The sequence below is a fragment of the Parageobacillus caldoxylosilyticus genome, assembly GCF_019272935.1.
Classification (GTDB): domain Bacteria; phylum Bacillota; class Bacilli; order Bacillales; family Anoxybacillaceae; genus Saccharococcus; species Saccharococcus caldoxylosilyticus.
In genome coordinates, this window is the sequence record NZ_CP040553.1 from 808748 (window position 1) to 829186 (window position 20439).

Sequence of the window (20439 nt, forward strand, 5' to 3'; positions counted from 1 at the left end):
TTACTATAACCCTATTTAAAGAAATATTCAATATTTTTTGATAAATAGCAATAAAGCAGCATCATTAGGATGATGCCGCTTTATTCTTGGATATAGCGTTTGTATAAAGCTTGCGTGCCGCTGTTTTCTTCCCCTGCTTTTGCCAGCTCCTCATACATTGATTTTGCCAGCTCCAGCCCTGGCAGTTGCAAATTCATTTTTTCTGCTTCTTCTAACGCAATTTTCATATCTTTAATAAAATGCTTCACATAAAAACCTGGCTTGAAGTCGCCGGAAAGCATCCGAGGGGCTAAATTGCTCAACGACCAGCTCCCCGCCGCTCCCTGGGAGATGCTTTCTAGTACTTTAAATGGATCCAATCCTGAACGCTTCGCATAGGCAAGCGCTTCGCAAACACCGATCATGTTGGAGGCGATCGCAATTTGGTTGCACATTTTTGTGTGCTGACCGGCTCCTGCTTTTCCATGAAGAATAATGTTCGTTCCCAGTCTTTCTAAAATCGGCTTGCACGCCGAAAACACTTCTTCATCCCCGCCAACCATAATCGTCAATGTTCCTTGTCTCGCACCGATATCGCCGCCGGAAACCGGGGCGTCAAGCGCATAAATATTTCTTTTTTTTGCTTCTTGATAAATTTTTTTCGCAAGCGTGGGGGTAGAAGTGGTCATATCAATGACATAGGTTCCTTCTTTCGCATTCGCCAAAATTCCTTCGTCGCCAAAATATACTTCTTCGACATCTTGCGGATACCCAACCATCGTAATCACTACATCCGCTTCTTTGGCAAGCTCCGCAACTGTTTCTTTCCATACTGCCCCTTCTTCGATGAGATCATTGGCTTTCTCTTTCGTCCGGGTGTAAACAAGTAGCGGATATCCCGCTTTTAATAAATGGCGGGCCATGCTTTTTCCCATTACGCCAAGACCAATAAAACCGATCGCTTTCATTTTGCTTTCCCCTCCCTGCTCGTTCACAAAAATGCCCCTTGGAAAAAATAAGGCATCATTCTTCTTTTGTCAATTCAAACAGAAACAATGGTGCTTAAATCGCTTTCACCATTCCTCCGTCAACGATCAACGATTGGCCGGTAATATACGAATTCGCTTCGGAAAGAAGGAAAGTAACCACATTAGCAAATTCTTCCGGTGTGCCATAACGGCCGAGGGGAATCGCGCTTTTCATCCGCGCTTCCATTTCTTCTTTCGAAATTCCCAATTTTTCGGCATTGATTTTGTCTAAAAAGGCAACCCTCTCCGTCGCGATGCGCCCCGGCGCTACTGTATTAATTAAAATATTGTACGGTGCAAATTCCACAGCCAATGTTTTGGTTAAACCGACGATGCCAGTGCGGAACGTATTGGATAAAAGCAAGCCCGGAATCGGCTCCTTAATGGAAGAAGAAGCGATGTTGACAATTTTGCCGCCCTTTTTCTTCAAGTATGGGAGCGCTTCTCGAATCATGCGGATATAGCTAAGCAAATTCAATTCAAACGCATGATACCAATCTTCGTCGCTAATCGTTTCAAACGTTCCCGCTGGAGGTCCCCCAGCGTTGTTCACTAATAAATCAATGGTTCCATAAGTGTCTACCGTTTTTTGCACAAGACGACGAATATCTTCTACCTTCGTAATATCTGCTTGAACGTGGGCAACTTGTCCTTTATGTAAATCTCGTAATTCTTTTTCCACCTCTTGCAGCTTCTCTTCATTTCGGCTTGTAATCATGACATTTGCCCCTTCCAACACAAGCTGGCGGGCAATGGCTTTCCCAAGGCCTTGACTGGATGCGACGACAAGTGCAGTTTTTCCTGACAAGCGCAACTCCATATCTTTTCCTCCTTGTTGTTATACATGTTTTTATTTAAAAGTTATTCGCTATATTTTATCGCTTTTCCTTCTTTACTTTTATAGATTAAAAAGGTGTTCCTTTCTTCGCCACAAAAAATCCCCTCCCAAGTAGACTCCTAAGAATATCATATCAGATGTTCTCTTTTTTCGCTGTCTACCTGTAGGGGATCATACCACTTTCGAATCAGCCTCTTTTTTCTCCATCCATTATGGAACGAAATTGTTTCATTTCTTCATCTACATTCACTTTCGCTACATGAAATGGATTTTCTTGGTTGGCTAGTTGCAACGGGCCTATATCGCTTCGCACTCCTAATGTATCTCCTTCTGTCGCGAGTGCATCGTTTAGAATTCCCTCTCTTTCCCCATCGAAATGAAAATCATGAGGGTGATCGTTTCTTCCGCGCTCTGGCATGCTTATACCTCCTTTTCTGTCTATTTTTCCTTCCAATCGAACAAATCATTCCTTTTACAGTGGCGCGTTGTTTTCCATAATACGAAAAAAGAGGCGACCCCAAAAACGATTTTTGGAGTCTGCCTCCTTTTTATCAGCTTTCTAATAGAAGGTCTTCTGGATTTTCGATCAAGTCTTTTACCGTTTTTAAGAAGCCGACCGCTTCTTTCCCGTCAATAATTCGATGGTCATACGATAACGCCACATACATCATCGGACGATTTTCGATTCGTTCTTCGTCAATCGCAACCGGACGAAGTTTGATAGCATGCATCCCTAAAATCCCAACTTGCGGACCGTTCAGCAGCGGCGTAGAGAAGAGCGACCCGAACACTCCACCGTTGGTGATCGTAAACGTTCCACCCTGCAAATCGCTCAGCGATAATTTGTTGTTGCGCGCTTTCGCTGCCAACTCGGCGATATCGCGTTCGATTTCGGCAAAATTTTTCCGGTCGCAATCGCGCACCACCGGAACGACTAAGCCCTCGTCGGTAGAAACGGCGACACCGATATCATAGTATTTTTTCAAAATAATTTCGTCGCCTTGAATTTCCGCATTCACATAAGGATATTTTTTCAGCGCTGCTACCGTCGCTTTGACGAAGAATGACATAAATCCGAGACGGACGTCGTGTTCTTCGAAAAATTTATCTTTTTTTCGTTTGCGCAGTTCGATGACGGCAGACATATCGATTTCGTTGAACGTTGTCAACATCGCCGTAGACTGTGTTACTTCTAACAAGCGCTTCGCAATCGTCTGACGGCGGCGCGACATTTTCTCGCGGACAACCGGTTTACCGTCATCTTGTTTGAAGGCAGCTGGGGCCGGCTGCTGAACCGGCGGGGTAAATGAGGCCGGTTGCGCCTGCGGCTGCACTTGCTGCTGGACAAAGGACTCGACATCTTGTTTGCGAACGCGTCCTAGCGGATCGACCGTAGGAACTTGCGTTAAATCGATGCCTTTTTCACGTGCGATTTTCCGCGCTGCCGGCGAAGCAATCGGGCGCTGTGCCGGATGATTGCCAGCCATGACTGGTTGTTCTTGTTTTTCTTCCGTTTTGACCGCTGTTTCTTTTGTTTCTTGCACTGCTTCCGGCGTTGCTTTGGCTGCTGCTTCTTGTGCAGCCGGCTGAGCAGCCTGTCCTTCGCCAATGACAGCGATCGCTTGCCCTACGGCGACCGTATCCCCTTCATTTGCTAAAATTTGCTGCAATACTCCGGATTCTTCCGCCATAATTTCGACGTTCACTTTATCTGTTTCCAACTCGCAGATCGATTCGCCTTTTTCGACGTAGTCGCCAGGTTTTTTCAACCATTGCGCAATGGTTCCTTCTGTGATAGACTCTGCTAATTCTGGAACTTTGACTTCAGCCACGTTGATGCCCTCCTCAAAATCTTGCGTTATTGTTCTTTTTTCGTTAATGCACATCGAATAATGCGTTCTTGCTCTTTCCGGTGAACAACAGGATCGCCTTCTGCCGGGCTTGCCCGTCTGCGTCGGCCGATGTAGCTGACATCTACTCCATCCGGTGCGATTTCGCGCAGTCTTGGCTCCATATAACCCCAGCTTCCCATGTTTTGCGGTTCTTCTTGCATCCAGACGATTTCTTTGACATTTGGATAACGCACGAAAATCGCCTGCAGCTCTTCTTTCGGGAATGGATATAATTCTTCGACGCGTACGACGTGGAGCCAATCGAGTCCTTCCATTTTATTGATTTGCTCTGCTAAATCAATCATCAGTTTTCCAGTACCTAAAATAATTCTCTCGACTTTTTCATGATCTTTGCCAAGCCCTGTTTGTTCAAGGACTGGATGGAACTGACCGTTGGTAAACTCTTCCACCTCCGACGCTGCTAACGGGTGACGCAGCAAGCTTTTTGGCGTCATCAGCACTAACGGACGGACTTCTTCCCTTTGCAAAATGCCTGCTTGTCGGCGCAAAATATGGAAGTACTGCGCAGCGGTAGACAAGTTTGCTACTGTCCAGTTGTTTTCCGCCGCCAGTTGCAAAAACCGTTCTAAACGGCCGCTCGAATGTTCCGGCCCTTGCCCTTCATAACCATGCGGCAGCAGCATGACGAGACCGGATTTTTGCCCCCATTTCGCACGTCCGGATGAAATAAACTGGTCGAACATCACTTGCGCCATGTTGGCAAAATCGCCAAATTGCGCTTCCCACAGCACAAGCGTTTCCGGAGCAAAGACGTTATAGCCATATTCATAACCGAGCACAGCTGCTTCTGTCAACGGGCTGTTGTAGACGACAAAAGAAGCTTTCGCATCGCTGATGTGGTGCAGCGGAACAAACTCCTTGCCCGTTTTCATATCATGAAGCACGAGATGGCGCTGAGCGAACGTACCGCGCTGTGAATCCTGTCCAGTGAGGCGGATCGGCACGCCATCGCGTAAAATTGTTGCAAAAGCAAGAATTTCCGCATGCGCCCAGTCCACTTTCCCTTTGCCGTCAAACACTCCTTCACGCCGTTTTAAGATGCGCTCTAGCTTATTAAACACGTGAAAATCGGCAGGGAACTGCAGCAATTCTTTGTTTAACCGCTGCAATATATCTTTTTCCACGGACGTTCTGACAACCGGCAATTTGCATGCAACCGTTTTCGGCGGATCCATAATAAAATCGAGCTTCGATTCATCTTTTGGAACTTTTTCATACGCAATTTTCAGTCTTTCCGCTACTTCCCGTTCCATTTCTTCTACCGCTTCTTTTGCAACAATGCCTTTTGCGATCAGCTTTTGCGCGTAAAGCTGACGAACGGTTGGATGTTGCTGAATGATGCTGTACATCGTCGGATTTGTCGCCATCGGTTCATCCATTTCGTTATGGCCAAAACGGCGATACCCGATTAAATCGATGACAAAATCTTTTTTGAAGCGCTGACGGTAGGCAAAAGCAAGATTGGCCGCCGCCAGGCATGCTTCCGGATCATCGGCGTTCACATGCACAATCGGCACTTCAAATCCTTTGGCAATATCGGACGCATATTTTGTCGAACGAGAATCATAGCTTTCTGTCGTAAAACCGATCATATTATTAGCAATAATATGAATCGATCCACCCGTCCGATACCCTTGCAATTGGCTCAAATTCAATGTTTCGGCCACAATTCCTTGCCCAGGGAATGCCGCGTCTCCGTGAATCATAATCGCAAACGACGAATCCGTATTTTGCAGTGGTTTTCCGGCGTTTTTGCGATTTTCCTGAGCGGCGCGCGTAAAGCCTAACACAACCGGATTCACGACTTCCAGATGGCTTGGATTGTTTGCCAGCGTAATTCTTATTGTATGTTCATTTTCATTGCGCAGACGGCGAGCCGCCCCTAAATGGTATTTCACATCCCCCGTCCAGCCGTAGGTAATGGCTACCGATCCTTCCGAAGGAATAAAATCTTTGCTTTCCGCGTGCTGGAATTCGGCAAAAATCATTTCATATGGTTTGCCAAGGACGTGGGCAAGCACATTCAAACGGCCGCGGTGCGCCATGCCAATATTTACCGCATTGATTTCCTTTTCAATCGACTGGCGAACAAGTTCGTCTAATAGCGGCACCATAGCATCTAAACCTTCAATCGAAAACCGCTTTTGTCCGACAAATGTACGATGAATAAATTTTTCAAATCCTTCCACTTCCGTAAGGCGGCGGAGCAATGCCACTCTCTCATCGCTTGTTAAACTCGGATAATATGCTCCTGACTCAATTTGTTGGATGAGCCAGTTTTTTTCCTCCAAATTATGTACTTGTGAAAATTCAAACGCAATTTTATCTGTATATACTTTCCGTAAATGATTAATGGCATCCAATCCATTTTTGACATGCGCCGGTGCATGCGGACAAAGAAACGCGACAGGAATTTGTTTTAAATCTTCCTCCGTCAAATCATATTCGCTTAATTCGATGCGGCGCGTGTCTTTATTTTGTTTGTTTAATGGGTTAATATCGGCTGCCAGATGGCCGTAACGGCGGATATTGTCCGCTAGTTTTACAGCAGCAACAAGCTTGCTGAATATCGTTGGATTTTCCGGGAGACGGAACGTCTGATGCGTTTTGGCGATCTCCTCGCTTGGCACAAACGGTTCTGTTTCCGTTGTCGGAGCTCCCCACTGCTCGAATAATTGCCTCAACTCAGGGTCAACCCTGTCTGGATCCTCAAGATACTGCTCATACATTTCCATCACGTACCCGAGGTTTGGCCCATAAAATTGACTCCATGGTTGTGCATCGTTGATCGTCTGCTTTGCCATTATAAAAACCTCCAACCAGTTTTCGTTTATTTGGGATCGTTTGGCGCCCCCATACGCATCAAGAAAAATTGCGAACAGGGCCCGCTTGCCTTCTTCTCATTGTTCCCAAATAAACAAGGAAATAACTTTATAAACGTTTTCAATGTATATTGTAGCACTATCATTCATTAAAATCGACGATTAAACATGAAAATCTCCAATAATTTATTTTTTTTTTGAAAAAAGAGAAAAAAAGTGGCAGCGATAGAACGCACGCAACAATCCATAATCATGATATTTTAAATTTTTCTACTAGTTTTTGCAGCTGCCGGCTCATCTCGCTTAATTTTTCTGCCGATTCCGTCACCGTTCCTAACGCCTGCAGCTGATCATCGGCGGATGCCGCTACTTCTTCCGCCGCTGCCGCGGACTGCTGAGCGACGGCGGAAATATTTTGCATCGCTCCAATGACATCCTCTTTGCTTTCATTCATTCGCTTTGCTTCTTCTGTAATTTCGGCAATCGCTGTTGTTAACTCTTCCATCATCGTGACGATCTTGACAAATGAATCGCCTGTTGTGTGGACAGCTTGCTGCTGCTGTTCGTACATGTCTTTCGAGTGATTCACCGCCTGCATCGCCAGACTCACTTGCTGCTGAATCACGGCAATCGTTTGGTGGATCAGCTCGGTTGCCCTTGCCGACTGCTCCGCTAATTTGCGCACCTCATCCGCGACGACGGCGAATCCTTTTCCATGTTCTCCCGCCCGTGCCGCTTCAATACTCGCATTTAAGGCAAGCAAATTCGTCTGTCCGGAAATGGCTGTAATTGTTTGGATCACCCCATCAATTTCTTCCATCTTTCTTACTAAATCTTTCATTACTTTTTCTACCGCAAATAGTTCTTTTTTCGCCTCATCGGATTTTAGCTGCAGCATATTTAAATTTTCTAGGCCGTCATAACTAGCCGCTTTCGTTTCATTCGACAGCGTTTGCATGTTTGCCGTCGACTGTGTTACCGTTTCGATTTGTGCAGACAACGCCGCTGTCCGTTCATTGATCGTATCTAAATCGCCCGCTTGCTCCGTCGTTCCTTTGGCAATATCATTAATGGCGCTGGCCACTTGTTCGCTTGTCGCCATCGTTTCCTCGGAAACAGAACTAAGGTGGTCAGCGGAGGCGGCGAGCTCCTCTACCGATTCATTGACTTGCTGAATGAGGGCCCGCATTTGCGCAATCATATGATTGAAGTGATCGGCCAGCTGCCCTATTTCGTCTTTTGATTTTACGCGCACATGCACCGTTAAATCCCCTTCTGCGACTTTTTCAGCTTGGTGCTGAAGCGCAATGACCGGTTTCGAAATCGAACGGGCGAGGAAATAAATAACAACAATGGCAAGCAATAATGCGGCCACGGTGATGATAAACATTTTCATGGCAAGGGAATTGCTCATCGCCAATAAATCTCTTTCTTTATATACGGTGCCGACTTTCCATCCGAGTTCAGGAATCGTCGTAAAGTACACCACCCGCTTTTCGTTCCCGGATGTATATGTATAAAAGCCGCTTTTATTCTTTAACATATATTGGACTTCCGCGTTTTTCGCCATATTTTTTCCCTTATATTGCGGATGAACGATCGCGACTCCCTTGCTGTCAAACAGCACAGGGTACCCATGGTAGCCAACCTCGCTATTGTTGACAATTCTCTCCACTGCATCCAGCGTCATATCGATCCCGAGCACAGCGATGACGCGGCCGTTTTCTGTTACCGCTTTTGCCAATGTCACGATATTTTTTCCTGTTATCGCATCGATGTATGGCTCGGTCCAAACGACTCGATCCTGGTTTTCCGCCGCTGTTTTATACCATGGACGCGAAGTCGGGTCATAGCCGTCAGGCAATGGCGCTGCCGGCGTCGTATACATTTTTTTCGCGGCCGTTCCAATGTAGGCAAGTTGAACGTTTTCGTGGATTTTTAAAAATGTGCGAAACTGCCGGTCAAGCAGCGGCCAGGCATCTTCTTTTTTGATCATTTCCTCGACGATAGGCGATTCGCTAAACTGAAGCAAGCTATTTTCCTCGCTTTGAAAACTGTCGCGAATATCGCCTAGCACCCCGTTTAAAATGGATTGTGCGCGTTTTTCAACGTCCTGGCGGATCATTTTTTTTGTTTCGACCACTCCGACAATCTGGGTAGCGGCCAGGGAAACAATCATTAGCAATGCCATTAGAATGATCAACTTGATCCGCAATGTTTTAAACACCACTTTGTTTCTCCCCTTTTTTGTCGAAATTTGCCTTCATTATACAAAGGACTATCGTCATGCGTCTATAGGAGCAGATTCTTATTCAGCGCATGAAGCACGGGCAAAAACGAGACAATAAGAAAGAAATCTTAACGGACAGGCAGGTGAGAGACGATATGGGGCTATCGAACGGGATGGATATATTTTTGATATCGAATATAGCGTCATCCAGCAAAAAGGGGCACTGCATGTATACCGCGACGGGGTGCTGATTGATGAAGTAACGTTCCATTTCACTGGAAAAAAGCCGAACGAACAGCAAATCGAATCATTAATCGATCATTATATCGATCAGCGCAGCGACTAAACTGCTGTACAAACAGCAGTTTTTTCTTGCTGATTTTGCCATCATTCTTATATGATGGAAACAACGATAGATTGATAGACAGGGGGATGAAGATGTATTGGAAAGAATTGTATGTGTTTGACGGCGATGTCCCACATAAAGCCATTATTCGCAACTATACAGAAAAGGATTTCCCGCAATTAATCCGCGTTCAGCAAGAAAGTTTTCCGCCGCCGTTTCCGTCCGAACTGTGGTGGAATGAAGAGCAGCTTACTAATCATGTTTCTCTTTTCCCTGAAGGAGCACTTTGCGTGGAAGTAGACGGACGCATTGTCGGATCGATGACCGGCCTGCTTGTCGATTTCGACCCGAGCCACCCGACGCATACGTGGAAAGAAATAACAGATGGCGGCTATATCCGCAATCACCGACCTGATGGAAACACATTATATGTTGTCGATATTTGCGTTTCCCCTCCTTACCGTAAACTGGGGCTTGGAAAATGGCTAATGCAATCGATGTATGAAGTAGTCATCCGCTTAAATGTCGACCGCCTCCTTGGCGGCGGGAGAATGCCTGGCTATCACCGCCATGCTGAGCGACTATCGGCAGCGCAATATCTCGAAAAAGTATTAAAAGGAGAGCTGAAGGATCCTGTTATCACCTTTTTATTGCGGTGCGGCCGCACCCCGATTCAAGTCATCGAAAATTATTTAGAAGACGAAGAGTCTCTCAATTATGCTGTGCTCATGGAGTGGCGCAACCCGTTTAAGCGCTGTGTATAAAAATTTAGCAGTTTATGAGAGAAGGATTTTATTGCAGACGCCGCGAATAAGAAGGGAAAGGATAATAGAAGGGAACGACTGGCGATGAAGCCCATTTCCTATGACAATCCATTAGCTCCTTTGCTTATTCGCAATCATCTTTTTTCATTAATTCCGCCGTATGTTGATCACCTCATTGTGTTATGCATCGGCAGCAACCGCATTAACGGGGACAGTTTAGGGCCGTTTGTCGGAACCCTGTTGGCCAATCTTTATTCGAAACATATGACTGTCATCGGGAACTTGAAACAACCGGTCGATGCGATGAACATAAAAGAAATGATAAAACAAATCCGTACAACCCCATCAACATATACGATTGCGATTGATAGCGTTGTCGGCGTTTCCGACTATATCCATACGATTGTCATCCGCGCTGGATCGCTTGCCCCAGGCTCTGCCCTTGGCAAAAAACTTCCTGCTGTCGGCGATATGAGCATTATGGGGGTAATGATGGAAGATGATAAAGACGCTGCGGCGCTTCCATATACAAACTTACATGTCGTGTATCAAATGGCAAAAGCCATCGCTCTAGGAATTTCCCTTACCGTACGGCAGCGGTTTGGCTACGAACCGGCCTCTTCTATTCTTGCTTAAGAAAAAACTAGCGGTGAAGAAGCCACTTCACCGCTAATTTTTTATTCAATATGAAATGTTTGTTTTACAAACGCCACAACCTCTTCGGCCGTGTTCATCGAGAGGACGGTTTCTTTAAAGCGCGCTGCTTCTTCTTTCGATAATTTTTTCATTTGCGCGCGCGCCCGCAAAATGGAAGTCGCACTCATGCTGAATTCGTCCAATCCTAACCCAAGCAAAATCGGAATGGCAATCGCATCGCCCGCCATTTCTCCGCACATTCCGGCCCATTTTCCTTCTTTATGCGCCGCATCAATGACGTTGCTAATAAGGCGCAAAATCGCTGGATTATACGGTTGGTAAAGGTAGGAAACACGTTCGTTCATGCGGTCGGCCGCCATCGTATACTGAATTAAGTCATTGGTGCCGATGCTAAAGAAATCGACTTCTTTGGCAAATTGATCGGCAAGCACCGCAGCCGCCGGAATTTCCACCATCATGCCGACTTCAATATCGTCAGCCACTGGTACGCCTTCACGCTCCAGTTTTTCTTTTTCTTCTAAAAGAATCGACTTCGCTTGGCGAAATTCATCAAGCGTCGCAATCATCGGGAACATAATTTTCAAATTCCCGTACACGCTTGCCCGCAGCAAGGCGCGAAGCTGCGTGCGGAACATATCTTGCATTTCTAAGCAAAGGCGGATGGCGCGGAATCCTAAAAACGGGTTCATTTCTTTTGGCAGATCTAAATATGGCAATTCCTTATCGCCGCCGATGTCCAGCGTGCGCACGACAACTGGTTTTCCTTCCATTCGCTCCAGCACCGTTTTATAGGCTTCAAATTGTTCTTCCTCTGTCGGCAGCTCGGAACGGCCCATGTATAAAAATTCCGTACGGTACAGCCCGATTCCTTCCGCCCCGTTTTCCAGTACCCCTTTGACATCATCCGGCGTACCGATATTTGCAGCAAGTTCGACATGATAGCCGTCGCTTGTCACCGTTTTTTCATGAACGAGCTTCGCCCATTCCGCTCTTTGCGCTTCATAGCGCGCGCGTTTTTCCTCGTAGTGGGCAAGCACGTCCGGCGTCGGATTGACAACAACTTGTCCATCTAGTCCATCGATAATAACGATATCACCATTTTGCACTTCCGCTGTCACTTGTTTTGTGCCGACAACTGCCGGGATTTCCATTGATCTTGCCATAATAGCAGAATGGGATGTACGTCCTCCGACATCTGTAGCAAACCCTTTGACATATTGACGGTTTAACTGAGCCGTATCAGACGGGGTTAAATCTTCCGCGACAATGATGACTTCTTCGGCAATCAAGCTCGGATTCGAAATCGCCACTCCAAGAAGATGGGCAAGTACGCGTTTGGTGACATCGCGGATGTCAGCAGCGCGTTCCTTCATATATTCGTTATCCATCGCTTCAAACATGGAAATGAACATCGATGCGGTTTCATGCAATGCATATTCGGCGTTTACCTTTTCAGTTTGGATTTTTTCTTTTACCGGATTTAGTAATTCCGGATCATCTAATACAAGCAGATGAGCGGCAAAAATCGCTGCTTTGTCTTCACCTAATTGCTTTAACGCATGCCGTTTGATGGCTTCGAGCTCTTCCTTGGCTTGTGCTACCGCTGTTTCGAAACGCGCCACTTCTGTTTGTGGATCCACAATTTCTTTTTTCTCTACAACAAGGTTAGGGGTTTCTAAGCGGTACGCCTTCGCAATGGCGATACCGCTCGATGCAGCAATCCCTTGGATCGTCTTTGTCATTATTGTGCAAGGCCTTCCTTAGATAAAGTTTCTGTCAATGCTGCCATCGCTTCTGCTGCATCTGCCCCCTCGACCGTAATTTTGATTTCAGCTCCTTTTGGAATGCCTAAAGACATAACGCCCATAATCGATTTTAAGTTTACCGTTTTGCCGTTGTACTCTAAATGAATGTCGCTGTTGAATTTGCTCGCTGTTTGAACAAGAATCGTTGCCGGGCGAGCATGGATTCCAGATTCTGAAGTTACTTTAAACACTTTTTCAGCCATTGTCATCATTCCCCTTTTCCTTATATTTTTCTTTGTCATCATACCAAATAATATTGTCTTTCTTCAATGAAGAACTAATGAAATTCGCCGAAGAAAATTCACACCGTTAACCGATTTCAGCGATGCGGTCTTCTCCTTTTGTAACCGCTCCTTGTTTTGCTACACGAATCGCTTCTTGCGTCTGCAAATTCGTGAAAATGACTGGTGTTACTATCGAAGGAGCGTTGTTTTTCACGTATTCTAAATCCACCTGTAAAATAGGCTGGCCTTTTTTCACTTCATCGCCTTGTTTCACCAGCGCTTCGAAGCCTTGACCGTTCAACTTGACTGTATCGATGCCAACGTGGATTAAAATTTCATGACCTGCCGCCGATTCGATGCCGATCGCGTGTTTTGTCGGGAATACGTTGATAATTTTTCCGTCAACCGGAGACACGACGGTTCCGTCTGTCGGCATAATGGCAAAGCCGTCCCCCATCATTTTTTGGGAAAAGACTTGGTCCGGCACTTCCTCCAGCGGAACGATTTCCCCTGTCATCGGCGAAGCGATCGCTTCCGCTTTTACGTCTTTTACGTCGTCTTTTGTCTTCTCCGCTGCCGCCGGCTCTTCTTTTGTCCGTGCTGGAGCTTTTCCTTCCATAATGTCTTTGATTTGCCCTTTTAACATATCGGATTTTGGTCCGAAGATCGCCTGTACATTGTTTCCAACTTCCAAAACACCCGCTGCGCCTAACGCTTTTAAGCGATCTTTATCGACTCGTTGAATATCGTTGACCGAAACCCGCAAACGGGTGATGCATGCGTCTAAATGGGCAATGTTTTCTTTGCCGCCAAGCGCCGCCAGCACTTCGTACGGAAGATCGTCCGCTTCTGCTTTCACCGTTGGCGCTTCTTCTGTCACTTTTTCACGCCCTGGTGTTGCTAAATCCCATTTGCGGATCGCAAAGCGGAATCCGAAGTAGTAGATGACGGCAAACACTAATCCGACCGGAATGACAAGCCACCATGCCGTCCGGTTTGGCAGTACGCCAAATAGCAGGAAGTCAATAACCCCGCCGGAGAAAGTCATGCCGATTTTGACATTTAATATGTGCATAATCATAAACGACAGTCCGGCAAAAATCGTATGGATCGCAAACAATGCTGGTGCAACGAACAGGAACGAGAACTCAATCGGTTCCGTAATCCCGGTCAAGAACGAAGTAAGCGCCGCTGAGCCCATAATGCCGGCAACCACTTTTTTGTTTTCCGGACGCGCTTCATGATAAATCGCAAGCGCCGCTGCTGGAAGACCAAACATCATGAACGGGAATTTTCCTGTCATAAACGTTCCCGCTGTTAATGGCACTCCATCTTTTAATTGTTCGAAAAAGATTTTTTGGTCACCATGCACTACTTGTCCGGCCTTATTGACATATTCGCCAAATTCAAACCAGAATGGCGCGTAGAAAATATGATGCAATCCAAACGGAATTAGCGCCCGCTCAATAACTCCGAAAATAAATGCAGCTAATGTCTTATTAGCATCAATCATATTATGCGAAAACGCATTTAAACCGTGCTGAATCGGCGGCCATACCCATGTCATAATAATTCCAAGCAATACCGCAGATGCTGCTGTAATAATTGGCACAAAACGTTTTCCGGCAAAAAAGCCTAGGTATTGCGGCAATTCAATGTTGAAATATTTATTATACATGTAAGCAGCCAATATCCCGACAATAATCCCGCCGAATACACCAGTTTGTAATGTCGGAATTCCTAATATATTCGCAAATGCAGGATTGTCCCCAATCATATCTGGCGTGACGCCTAATATCACGCTCATGGTGATATTCATAATTAAATAACCAATAATTGCCGCAAGCCCGGCAACACCGTCACCACCGGCTAGTCCAATCGCTACCCCAACGGCAAAGAGGAGCGAAAGGTTCGAAAACACAATGCCGCCTGCCTGTTCCATGACATTGGAAACAAGCACGATCCAATCCGCTTTTAAGGCAGGAATTTTATCGGTTAATGCCGGGTTTTTCAGCGCGTTACCAAACGCCAGCAAAATCCCGGCCGCCGGCAAAATCGCTACCGGCAACATCAGCGCTTTACCGACTTTTTGCAGCGTGCCAAACACTTTTTTCATCTCGATAACCTCCTTTTCTTTTATATAAGTTTTGCAACAAACGTTACGTTCATGTACCGCAATTTCATTTCGTAGACTGTTTTTCACAGCGAATATAATCCGCTTTCATAAAAAACAAAGGCATAAGCAAAGAACGACAAAAATAGAACGCTTACAACAAGAGAAATAAATAACCTCTCTTGTTGCCGCCCTACTTTGTCTTCTTTACTCATGCCTGATCGAATCAGTAACACGTAAAGCGAGACAATTTTATTCGATTGTTTCCGCTTCCTTTTTCGACAATCTTTGCAAATGCATCGTTAAATATACGGCTTCTGCGTCGTCTACTGGCATTTGCAACGTTTGTTGCATCACTTTTATTAATTTCCACGCCGTATTATAGCATAGTGGATACGCTTCTTTCAAGATTTTCGACAATTTTTTTGGTTCTTCGACTTTTTCCCCTTTTTTGATCCGTTCAATCGCATAGCGCAAATGACGGACAAACCTCAAATAATGAATGCTGTTGTGATCGATCGTAATATCCAATTGTTGTTCGACAATTTGGACAAGCTTGGCAATCAATTGGGAATGTTGGTTGACTTCAGAAAGGCTTTGCTTGGAAATAGCGCTATGAATATGGAGTGCGATAAATCCAGCTTCCCCTTCCGGTAGCTTTACTCCTAATTTTTTGTTAATCATCTCGACTACTTCACAGGCAATTTCGTACTCCAGCGGATATAAACTTTTCGTTTCCACTAAAAAAGGATTTTTTAAATCGAGCTCTTGTTTCAAGCGCTTTAGTGTGAATGAAATGTGATCGGTCAGCGCAACATGAATATGCTCGTTTAACGGAGCGTTTAGTCGCTGTTTAATGTGCTGGATCACTTCATTCATCAGCCCAATAAATTCTTCATCCAGTTCCGGGAGCAATTTTTTATATTGTTCTTGTTCCCGCTCATTTTTTAAAATGAAACATTTTTCCACCGCATTTTGTTCAATATAGTCACCTTTTTTCTTTCCAAATCCAATGCCTTTTCCTAGCAATACCACTTCATCATACGCTGGATGTGAAGCGATCAATACGTTATTATTCAGCACTTTTTCGACACAAAACGACTCCGTCACAAAAGTCCACTCCTTTAAAATGAAACGTCTGCAATATTATCATCTTACTCGACTATTATAAATTGTCAATGAACATGCGCTCAAATGAAAAAAATGTTAACGGGAAAGGCTGCGCTTTTTGGATAGTTTTCGATGCATCTATTCATACTATGAGAGATTAAGAACAGGGGGGGATTGGAATGCCTTACATCACCGTAGAGAAAAACGTTCATCTTTACTACGAGGAAACAGGGAGCGGAACGCCTCTTATATTTATACATCCACCCGGAATGGGTCATGTCGTTTTCTGTCGCCAGCAATCTTTAGCCCATCATTTTCGCGTCATTATGTACGATATGCGCGGCAATGGAAAAAGCAGCTCATCGAATCGCCCTATTACCATTCCACTATTGGCCGATGATTTACACGTTTTGCTTGATGCGCTCCATATAAAACAGGCGGTGATTTGTGGCTATTCAAACGGTGGTTCGATCGCATTAGAATTTGCACTGCGCTACTCTGATAAAGTAAAAATGCTCGCTTTAATCGGAGGATTTCCTGAAGTGTGTACTCCACTGCTTCGTTACGAATTTCTGCTTGGCATCTATACAGTAAAACTCGGTGCTATATCTTTACTTGCTAACATACTGGCAAAAGCGCACGGAAGCAATAAAAAGGAAAAACGGGAAATTAAACAATATGTACAGTTAGTCAACAAACGCGATTTAGTAGACATGTATGAAAAAGGGTTAATATATCGCTGCACGACGCGACTTTCATCGCTGCGCATGCCGCTCCTTCTTATTTACGGCGCCAGCGACTACTATATGCACCCATATGCGAAAATTTTCAAAAAAACCGTTCCCCATGCAAAGGTAGTCTACATTGACAAGGCGCGCCACCAAATTCCGATCAAACACCATTGCGAATTAAATGGAATTTTAAAGACATACTGTATAACGTAATATGGAAAAAAGGAGGAAACACTATGTCTAAAAAAGGGCGGCAAAATAAAGTAAGCCAGGAAGTAGCCAATCCGACCGTTTCTAAAGCAGAAGCAGAAATGGAAAAAGATAGCGTTGACACAGCCAAACAGGCGAAAAAAAATCGTTCGTGAAAAAAACAAAGGAGGCGCGATTCCCATTCGCCTCCTTCGTTTTTGCTACGCCGCCCGTGTGGAAGCTTGCTTTCGCTTGAAAATCGCCTTTAATAACGGAGGGGTAACAATGGTTGTTACAAGCACTACCACGACAAGAACAGCAAACAAATCAGGCGGCAACAGCTTTGTCTCCAATCCGATTCCGGCGATAATTAACGCCACTTCACCACGGGAAACCATTCCGGCCCCAACAGCAAGCGCGCTATTCCAGGAAAATCCAGCCAGTTTTGCTCCCAACGCAGCGCCGACCAGTTTCGTCAATACGGCTAATACGCTTAATCCGAGCAGAAGCCAAATATGCTCAAACACGCCGGAAAATTCGACGGCCACCCCGATGGAAGTAAAAAAGACTGGTACAAAAATGGCGTAACCAATCGTTTCGGTTTTTTCAAACACTTCTTTCCTATAATTCGTAAAACTGACAGCTAATCCAGCGATATATGCACCGATAATCGCCGCCACTCCCGTGACTTCCGCAAAACAGGCAAAAGCAAAGCAGACAATCAAGCCAGCAGAAATAACCGATTCCGTCACACGCAACGGGGCAAACAGCCGCAACACAAGCGGAACGACTCTCCATGCCAATAAAATGGCAACGACAAAGAACGCAACCTTTTTCAAAATGATCGCACCAAGATGGACATCGCTGCCGGTCAAACTCATTAAAAACGCAAGCGCAATGATGACGAGAATATCGTCAATGACCGCCGCCCCTAAAATTGCCGAGCCTTCCTTCGATTTCAGCTGATCCATTTCCTTCAATGCCTGCACGGAGATGCTGACGCTTGTCGCTGATAGCAACAGGCCAAGGAATACTGCCTTTTCAGCCGATAACCCCATTCCCGCTCCGGCTGCATATCCCAGGACAAGCGGAACAATGATGCCAAGGACACCGACATATGTCGCAGCTTTTCCTGTCCGCTTAAATTGTTCTACATCTGTTTCTAATCCAGCAATAAACATTAACAAAATAACACCGATTTGACTGATTTCCTTTAAAACTTCCGTATCCTCCACAACCCCTAATACGCTTGGCCCAAGTACGATACCAATCAACAATTTTCCAAGCACAGCCGGCTGTCCGCACCGTACGGCTACATCCCCCGCAATTTTCGAGGCAAATAAAATCGCTGCTAACTGGGCAATTAACATTGCTCACTCTCCTTTTTCATTATTTTTGTCTCAATTAAAATACGGTTAGCATGTATAATGGTTTCATCTTAATGAAAAACTGGAAAACGCCTGTTCCGTTTTCTTCTGAAAATAACATGTTCCTTATGCTCCGCACTATATCCACATTTATGTCGTATCGAGTAAAAAAATTGACAATAGGAAAAGTTAGATATATGTTGATAACAAATCCTTTTTGTTACAAATTGTTATTTCAACCAGACAGCGAATGGAGGCAGTAAAAATGACCAGCACGAATACTACATCTAAAAAAGATTTTTTTACCGTTATTAACGAACGGAAATCTGTGCGGAAATATGATCCTAACGTTTCCATTAGCAAAGAGGAGCTGCGCGATATCATTGAAACGGCGGGAAAAGCACCGTCAGCATGGAATTTGCAACATTGGCATTTTGTCGTTATTCACGGAAAAACAGCGCAACAGCGCCTATATCCGATCGCCTATCATCAGCAGCAAATTCTTGATGCCTCTGCCGTGATTGCGGTGTTGGGCGATTTAGAAGCGAATCGAAACACAGACGCAGTATATGATCCATTAGTGCAACAAGGACAAATATCAAAGGAGACGAAGGAACGGATTGCTCAACAAATTGAAATGGCATATACCAATAAACAGTATGTTCGCGACGCGGCATTCCAAAACGCTGCGCTTGCCGCCATGCAGCTGATGCTGGCAGCGACGGCAAAAGGATGGGCAACATGCCCGATCGGCGGTTTTGATGTCAACCAATTTAAGCAGGCTTTTCATATTTCCGACCGCTATATTCCAACTATGCTTATTACGATTGGCAAAAGCATTGCCCCTGCCCGCCATACAACACGGCTGCCAGTTGAGGCCATTACGACATGGGTGGAGCAATAACGGTATAACCGGATCATCTATCAAAAAAGATGGCCCGCTTTGCAGGTCATCTTTTTTGATAAGCTGGAAAAGCTAAATGAACCGTTGTGCCTTTGCCGATTTCACTTTTGATTTCCAATTTCCCTTTATGTTCCTGGGCAATTTTCATGCTGGTGGTGAGTCCAAGCCCCACCCCTTTTTCTTTTAGCGTAAAAAACGGTTCGCCAATTTTTTTCAGCCGCTCTTTCGAAATGCCGACACCAGTATCAGAAACGGTGATATGAATGACTTCCTCTTCCTCCCATACGCGTAAACGAATATCTCCTCCATTTGGCATCGCTTCAATCGCATTTTTTATGATATTGATAAACACTTGGATAATTTGATTCTGATCACCATACATGCACGCTTTTGGCACATTGTTATGCACGGAAATAGAAACGTTGTTCAATGTAGCCTCGTGCCCGATTAAATTAATGACATATCCGATCACGTCGCTAAGAAAAAACGGCTTATAGTCATGGCTTTGCGGCTTGGCTAACACTAGCAGCTCGCTGACAATTTGATTAATCCGTTCCAGCTCGCTCGATATAATATCCATGTAGACGTCGTTTACTTCCCGAGTTTCTCGCATCACTTGAATGAATCCTTTCATCGAGGTCAACGGGTTGCGGATTTCATGGGCGATTCCCGCGGCAAGTTCTCCTAATACAGACAGCTTTTCTTTTTTTAATAACAGCGATTCTGCTAACTTTTGCTGCGTAATATCACGGCCGATCGTCAACAGCCCTTTTCTGGCTCCGTTTTCTTCAAAAAGCGGCACTTTGATGACATCGAATGTTTTGATCTCACAGTCAACGGTTTGGAACGACTCCTCACAGCGGGTCAGCTTTCCTTTTTCCCACGCTTCTTGATCTGATTCGATGCATTGTTCAAACGCCTCTTTAAAGAACGGCACCATCTCGCCAAGTTCCCGGTCCGTTTTTCCTTCATACTCCACGTTTTCTAAGCAGTAAAGCCGCCGCCCAAAATCGTTGACGCGCAGCCAGCGCCCTTGGCTATCTTTAAAACAAACAAAGTCAGGCATCGAGTTAATCAACGTGGAAAGCTGCTGTTCATTTTCCACCACTTTTTCTAGCTGTTCACTCTTTTTTAGCATATGATAAAGAAAAATAATAGAAAGGAGAACAAAAACAGCTCCTTTAGCCGTGCCAATGATGACATACAAATCATGACTAATATGGGAGAAATGAAGAATTCCATCCGTTACAATCAACCAGCAAATGCTAAATAGTGAATAACCTGCAATAACTTTTGATTTTGCGGACACCGTATCATCGAACTCCTAACTTGCAAAATGGTAATCAATGTTGGAATAGGGAAAAAGCGGCGAAGCTAAAAAGCGCCCCACCGCTTGTCCATCTCTCGCGTCTTTTGCTG

General features: G+C 45.1%; 18 protein-coding genes. 6 read left to right on the forward strand and 12 right to left on the reverse strand.

What is annotated here, in order from left to right; all coding sequences use genetic code 11:
- Positions 1–80: 80 nt before the first annotated feature.
- From BV455_RS04130 to BV455_RS04155, 6 genes are all read right to left on the reverse strand, one after another.
- The gene (locus BV455_RS04130; protein WP_026078416.1) at positions 81–947 is read right to left on the reverse strand and encodes an NAD(P)-dependent oxidoreductase; all 867 of its coding nucleotides are present in this window, start codon (positions 945–947) and stop codon (positions 81–83) included.
- A 94-nt stretch (positions 948–1041) separates the two neighbouring features.
- Positions 1042–1827, reverse strand: coding sequence for an SDR family oxidoreductase (locus BV455_RS04135; protein WP_042407350.1), 786 nt, complete (start codon positions 1825–1827; stop codon positions 1042–1044).
- A gap of 205 nt (positions 1828–2032) precedes the next feature.
- Positions 2033–2263, reverse strand: a complete 231-nt coding sequence (locus tag BV455_RS04140; protein ID WP_042407354.1) for a hypothetical protein — start codon at positions 2261–2263, stop codon at positions 2033–2035.
- 133 nt (positions 2264–2396) lie between these two features.
- Positions 2397–3677 (reverse strand): 2-oxoglutarate dehydrogenase complex dihydrolipoyllysine-residue succinyltransferase, encoded by a 1281-nt coding sequence (gene odhB, locus BV455_RS04145; protein WP_017434593.1) that lies wholly within the window; start codon positions 3675–3677, stop codon positions 2397–2399.
- A 26-nt stretch (positions 3678–3703) separates the two neighbouring features.
- Positions 3704–6562, reverse strand: coding sequence for a 2-oxoglutarate dehydrogenase E1 component (locus BV455_RS04150; RefSeq protein ID WP_017434592.1), 2859 nt, complete (start codon positions 6560–6562; stop codon positions 3704–3706).
- Between the two features lie 268 nt (positions 6563–6830).
- The gene (locus BV455_RS04155; RefSeq protein WP_026078414.1) at positions 6831–8807 is read right to left on the reverse strand and encodes a methyl-accepting chemotaxis protein; all 1977 of its coding nucleotides are present in this window, start codon (positions 8805–8807) and stop codon (positions 6831–6833) included.
- A 208-nt stretch (positions 8808–9015) separates the two neighbouring features.
- On the opposite strand from BV455_RS04155, the gene BV455_RS04160 reads away from it, so the two are divergent.
- The 3 genes from BV455_RS04160 (at position 9016) to yyaC (ending at position 10556) form a co-directional block, all read left to right on the forward strand.
- Positions 9016–9156, forward strand: a complete 141-nt coding sequence (locus tag BV455_RS04160) for a DUF5370 family protein (RefSeq protein WP_409993894.1) — start codon at positions 9016–9018, stop codon at positions 9154–9156.
- 92 nt (positions 9157–9248) lie between these two features.
- Positions 9249–9920: a GNAT family N-acetyltransferase gene (locus BV455_RS04165; protein ID WP_017434589.1), complete on the forward strand. Its 672-nt coding sequence runs from the start codon at positions 9249–9251 to the stop codon at positions 9918–9920.
- 84 nt (positions 9921–10004) lie between these two features.
- Positions 10005–10556, forward strand: a complete 552-nt coding sequence (gene yyaC / locus BV455_RS04170; RefSeq protein ID WP_017434588.1) for a spore protease YyaC — start codon at positions 10005–10007, stop codon at positions 10554–10556.
- Between the two features lie 41 nt (positions 10557–10597).
- Here yyaC and ptsP read toward each other — a convergent pair whose 3' ends face one another.
- The 4 genes from ptsP to glcT form a co-directional block, all read right to left on the reverse strand.
- A complete protein-coding gene (ptsP, locus tag BV455_RS04175) occupies positions 10598–12319 on the reverse strand; it encodes a phosphoenolpyruvate--protein phosphotransferase (protein WP_042407364.1) in 1722 nt (573 codons plus the stop codon).
- On the reverse strand, positions 12319–12585 hold the full coding sequence (locus BV455_RS04180) for a phosphocarrier protein HPr (protein ID WP_017434586.1): 267 nt from the start codon (positions 12583–12585) through the stop codon (positions 12319–12321). Before BV455_RS04180 ends, ptsP begins: the two co-directional genes overlap by 1 nt.
- 106 nt (positions 12586–12691) lie before the next feature.
- Positions 12692–14722: a glucose-specific PTS transporter subunit IIBC gene (gene ptsG / locus BV455_RS04185; RefSeq protein ID WP_042407366.1), complete on the reverse strand. Its 2031-nt coding sequence runs from the start codon at positions 14720–14722 to the stop codon at positions 12692–12694.
- A gap of 249 nt (positions 14723–14971) precedes the next feature.
- A complete protein-coding gene (gene glcT, locus BV455_RS04190) occupies positions 14972–15829 on the reverse strand; it encodes a glucose PTS transporter transcription antiterminator GlcT (protein ID WP_017434584.1) in 858 nt (285 codons plus the stop codon).
- Positions 15830–16008: 179 nt separating this feature from the next.
- On the opposite strand from glcT, the gene BV455_RS04195 reads away from it, so the two are divergent.
- A complete protein-coding gene (locus tag BV455_RS04195) occupies positions 16009–16773 on the forward strand; it encodes an alpha/beta fold hydrolase (protein WP_042407369.1) in 765 nt (254 codons plus the stop codon).
- 23 nt (positions 16774–16796) lie between these two features.
- A complete protein-coding gene (locus tag BV455_RS20645; protein WP_017434582.1) occupies positions 16797–16925 on the forward strand; it encodes a hypothetical protein in 129 nt (42 codons plus the stop codon).
- Between the two features lie 45 nt (positions 16926–16970).
- Here the strand turns inward: BV455_RS20645 and BV455_RS04200 are convergent, their stop codons facing one another.
- Positions 16971–18119 (reverse strand): cation:proton antiporter, encoded by a 1149-nt coding sequence (locus BV455_RS04200; protein WP_042407372.1) that lies wholly within the window; start codon positions 18117–18119, stop codon positions 16971–16973.
- Positions 18120–18381: 262 nt separating this feature from the next.
- Here BV455_RS04200 and BV455_RS04205 point away from each other — a divergent pair, with 262 nt between their 5' ends.
- Positions 18382–19020: a nitroreductase family protein gene (locus tag BV455_RS04205; RefSeq protein ID WP_017434580.1), complete on the forward strand. Its 639-nt coding sequence runs from the start codon at positions 18382–18384 to the stop codon at positions 19018–19020.
- Between the two features lie 46 nt (positions 19021–19066).
- On the opposite strand, the gene BV455_RS04210 is transcribed toward BV455_RS04205, so the two are convergent.
- Positions 19067–20329: an ATP-binding protein gene (locus BV455_RS04210; RefSeq protein WP_017434579.1), complete on the reverse strand. Its 1263-nt coding sequence runs from the start codon at positions 20327–20329 to the stop codon at positions 19067–19069.
- Between the last annotated feature and the right edge of the window lie 110 nt (positions 20330–20439).